Below are 3,851 nucleotides of genomic sequence, written 5' to 3'. Positions count from 1 at the left end.
CGCCGCGACGCCGCCGCGCGTCACGACGCTGGATCTGGACGGGGTGCAGGTGCTGGACCTGGCGGACCAGGGAGTGGACCAAGGGGCGGGAGAGTCGCGGGCGTCCGCATAGCCGGCCCGTCCCTTGCCGGTCCGCCTTGCCGTGCGTGTCTACCGCGCGTCCTCATGCGCGCGGGCGAACCAGGGGGTCATGCGCGCCAGGGCCTCTTCCAGCCGGTCGGTCGAGACCGCGAAGCTGAACCGCATGAAGCGATTGCCCTCGACCGGATCGAAATCCAGGCCCGGCGCGGTGGCGACGCCGGTTTCGGTCAGCAATCTCGTGCAGAAGGCCAGGCTGTCCTGCGTCAGGTGGCCGATATCGGCATAGATGTAGAACGCGCCGTCCGGCGGGGCGATCCGCGAGACCCCGAGCGCCGGCAGCCGTTCCAGCATCAGGTCGCGGTTGCGGCGATACATGCGGACATGGCCCTCCAGCTCCTCGCGGCAGTCGAAGGCGACCAGGCCGGCATGCTGGCTGAGCGAGGGCGGGGTCAGGAACATGTTGCCCACCCGCGTCTGGGCGGCGTCGATCAGCGCCGGCGGCACCACCAGCCAGCCCAGCCGCCAGCCCGCCATGCTGAAATATTTGGAGAAGCTGTTGACCACCAGCGCCTCGGGCTCGTCCTGCAGCACCGAGCGCACCGGCCCGACATAGCTGAGGCCGTGATAGATCTCGTCGGAGATGATGCGGATGCCCCGCGCGCGGCATAGCGCGGTGATGGCCTGCATTTCTCCGGCCGACAGCACGGTGCCGGTCGGATTGGCCGGGCTGGCCAGGATGACGCCCGCCGGCGGCGGATCGAGCGCGGCCAGGGCCGCCGCGGACAGTTGGAAGCGCGCATCGGGGCCGCAGGGGATCTCGACCGGTTCGAGATGCAGCGCGCGCAGCGTGTTGCGATAGGCGACGTAGCCCGGACGGGCCAGCGCCACGCGCGCGCCGACCGGAAAGCAGCAGAGCAGCGCCATGACGAAGGCCGGCGACGCGCCGCAGGTCAGCCAGATCTGCTCGGGCGTTACCGTCACGCCGTAGGTTTCCTGGTAATGGCGGGCGATGCGCGCCTTGAGCGGCGGGCTTTCCCAATAGCCCATGGAATCACTGTCCAGCACGCGGTGCGCCGTGGCGATCGCGGCCTTGGGCGCGCCGGTCGAGGGCTGCCCGAATTCCATATGCACGATGTCGCGTCCCTCGGCGGCCAGGCGATGCGCGAGCGTGCTGAGGGTGACGGCGTGGAACGGATCGATCCGGGGGACGGTCATCGTGGCATCCAGGACAAGAGGCGAAAGGCGGGTCGGCCCGGCTTAATCGGTGGCGGTGCGGGGAACAAGGCCGGCCGCCCCACGGGTCGTAGCGCATCTTCACCCGTTCAAACGAGTCCGTTCGAACGGGATCCGCTGGCTGCCGACATGCCGGATATGGTCCTCGGGATCGCGGCATGAAACGGCCCGGCCGCCATAGGGCCTGTCGGCGATGTCCGTCAGGATCATCGCCACCCCGCTCCTGGCGCGGGCGTGAAGCGCGTCGCAATCCCGGGCGGTCAGGCTGCTTGCCCGGGTTTCGCGCCTGCCGGTCGTCCGAGAGGGCCCCCTGTCGCCATGCCGCCTATGCGATGGGCGGGCGGGCGAAGCTGCCTTCGCGCAGGCTGGCTTCGATCTCTTCCAGCGACCGGCCCCTGGTCTCGGGCACGAAGCGCAGCACGAACAGGAAGGCCAGCGCGTTGATCGCGCCGAACAGCAGGAAGGTGCCGCCGGCGCCGACCGACTGGACCAAGGACAGGGTCGTCAGCGAAATCAGCAGGTCCGCCCCCCAATGGGACGCGGCGACCAGGCTGGTGCCCTTGCTGCGTACCGACAGGGGATAGACCTCGGCCCCCACGATCCAGATTGCGACCGACAGGCTGCCGACATTCAGGACCGCATAGGCCAGCAGCGCCACGACCATCAGCCAGGCATGCAGCCCGTCGGTGCGGCCGCTCTGGAACAGGACGGCCAGGACGAACAGGGCCACGCTGGCCCCCGGCAGCAGGCGCAGCATCAAGGCCCGGCGGCCGATGGCCTCGACTGCCCAATTGCCGATCAGGGTGGCGGCGATCATCGCCACGCCGACCGCCACCGAGGTCAGCAGGGCCGAGCCCTGGCCGAAACCGGCGCCGGAGAAGATGGTCGGCGCGTAATACAGCACCGCGTTGATGCCGCTGAGCTGGCACAGCAGCGCGACGCCGACCGAGGCCACCAGGGCCGGCCGGATCCACGGCTTGCCCAGTTCCGACCAGGGGGCCTGCCGGTCATGGGCGTCGATGATGTCCTGCAATTCGCGTTCGGCCACGTTGTGGGTGGGACGGACCCGGCGCAGCACGCCGCGCGCGCCCTCGAAATCGCCGCGCATGGCCAGCCAGCGCGGGCTGTTGGGCAGGAAGGCCATGCCCAGCAGCAGCACCACCGCCGGAATGATGCCCAGCCCGAACATCAGCCGCCAGCTTTCGTGCCGCAGCACGTAGCCGGTGATGAAGGAGACGAGGATGCCCGACACCACCGCCAGCTGGAACATCCCGACCAGCCGTCCGCGCCGCGCGGCAGGGGCCAGTTCCGAGATATAGAGCGGCACGATCTGCGACGCCGCGCCGACCGCCAGCCCCAGCACGAAGCGGGCCAGCGTCAGCATCACGACATTGTTGGCCAGCGATGCCAGCGCGGTGCCCACGATGAAGACGCATGCCGCCGCCATCACGGTGCGCCGGCGGCCGCCCCAGTCCGACAGCGGGGCCGAGCCCATGCAGCCCAGCAGGGCGCCGGCGATGATCGCCGAGGTGACGATCTGCTGCCCGGCAATGCCCAGATGGAATTGCGGTGCGATCTGCAACAGTGCGGCGGAAATAATGCCGGTATCATAACCGAATAATAACCCACCGGCGGCTGAAATTCCCGCAATCACGTCGACAATCAAATTGGCGTTTGATCGGTTTTCTTGTTTCATTCCTGCAATCTATGAAACGACCGTACGAAAATCAAACAATAACACGGTCAGAAAGGCGCGGCTTGCCGCCTGCCGACGCATTTGTGATGAAGAAACGCCGACCCGGGGGGAACCTGCTGCGCCGGTTTTCGCCCGCGGGGAGCGGGCCTGGGGGGCTCGGGCCAAGGTGGTCTCGCGCCAAGGCGGTCTCGCGGATGTGACGCCGCATCGGGCCGTGGCCGGAAGCCTGGATGGGGAGGCGGGATGGATCGGGCTTGACCCGCCCCGTGGCGGGGGGTCTATGGTTCGTCCTGTTCTCCGGGGAGTCGCATCAGGGCGGCTGAGAGAGGGGCGAGCCCCTGACCCGTCGAACCTGATCCGGGTCATGCCGGCGAAGGGATGGGAATTGAGCGCGGCGCCGGGACGGCGTTGCGGGAATGACATTTCGCGCCGGCGCGGCCCCTCGAACGCCAACGAGGAACGCGCCATGAACATTCATAACCCCAAAGACGCCTTTTCGGACGCGGGTGCGGGCACGGTTTCGGCGGATGCCGCGCCGCGCCGGCCGACGCGGGCACCCGCGACCGGTGACGTCACCGTCGGGCCCCGGGCGGGCGGGCATAAGGTCTATCAGTCCGGGGTGCTGTTTCCCGGCCTGCGCGTGCCGTTCCGCCAGGTCGACCTGCATCCCAGCGCGGGCGAGCCGCCGGTGACCCTGTACGATTCCTCGGGTCCCTATACCGACCCGCTTGCCACGATCGACATCACGCGCGGCCTGGATCGGGTGCGCGAATCCTGGATCGTCCGCCGGGGCGACGCCGAGCCCGTGGCGGCGCCCCGCCAGGTGCGGAGCGAGGATAAT

Annotated in this window: 3 protein-coding genes, 1 pseudogene and 1 riboswitch; of the genes and pseudogenes, 1 reads left to right on the top strand and 3 read right to left on the bottom strand. The window is 69.0% G+C overall.

The window, feature by feature from the left end:
- Window positions 1–150: 150 nt before the first annotated feature.
- From HUK84_RS12050 to HUK84_RS12045, 3 genes are all read right to left on the bottom strand, one after another.
- Window positions 151–1,296, bottom strand: a complete 1,146-nt coding sequence (locus HUK84_RS12050) for an aminotransferase class I/II-fold pyridoxal phosphate-dependent enzyme (protein WP_176640507.1) — start codon at window positions 1,294–1,296, stop codon at window positions 151–153.
- Window positions 1,297–1,395: 99 nt separating this feature from the next.
- Window positions 1,396–1,524 carry a VOC family protein gene (locus HUK84_RS23550; protein WP_281362804.1) on the bottom strand — a complete coding sequence of 43 codons (129 nt, stop codon included), beginning with the start codon at window positions 1,522–1,524 and terminating at the stop codon, window positions 1,396–1,398.
- A gap of 115 nt (window positions 1,525–1,639) precedes the next feature.
- Window positions 1,640–3,010, bottom strand: a complete 1,371-nt coding sequence (locus tag HUK84_RS12045) for a sugar porter family MFS transporter (RefSeq protein WP_176640506.1) — start codon at window positions 3,008–3,010, stop codon at window positions 1,640–1,642.
- Window positions 3,011–3,298: 288 nt separating this feature from the next.
- A riboswitch (TPP riboswitch) is annotated at window positions 3,299–3,407 on the top strand.
- A 69-nt stretch (window positions 3,408–3,476) separates the two neighbouring features.
- Between HUK84_RS12045 and HUK84_RS12040 the strand changes: the two are divergent.
- Window positions 3,477–3,851, top strand: a pseudogene (locus HUK84_RS12040) (phosphomethylpyrimidine synthase ThiC); the annotation flags it as partial.

It is taken from the genome of Nguyenibacter vanlangensis (assembly GCF_013376155.1).
Taxonomy (GTDB): domain Bacteria; phylum Pseudomonadota; class Alphaproteobacteria; order Acetobacterales; family Acetobacteraceae; genus Gluconacetobacter; species Gluconacetobacter vanlangensis.
Note: the sequence above shows the minus strand (reverse complement) of the source record. Positions and strands in the feature narration are given on the sequence as shown.

Excerpts from the sequence above, each read along its gene's own strand:
- HUK84_RS23550 (WP_281362804.1), bottom strand. The coding sequence starts at position 1,524 with ATGATCCTGACGGACATCGCCGACAGGCCCTATGGCGGCCGGGCCGTT.
- HUK84_RS12050 (WP_176640507.1), bottom strand. The coding sequence starts at position 1,296 with ATGACCGTCCCCCGGATCGATCCGTTCCACGCCGTCACCCTCAGCACG.
- HUK84_RS12045 (WP_176640506.1), bottom strand. The coding sequence starts at position 3,010 with ATGAAACAAGAAAACCGATCAAACGCCAATTTGATTGTCGACGTGATT.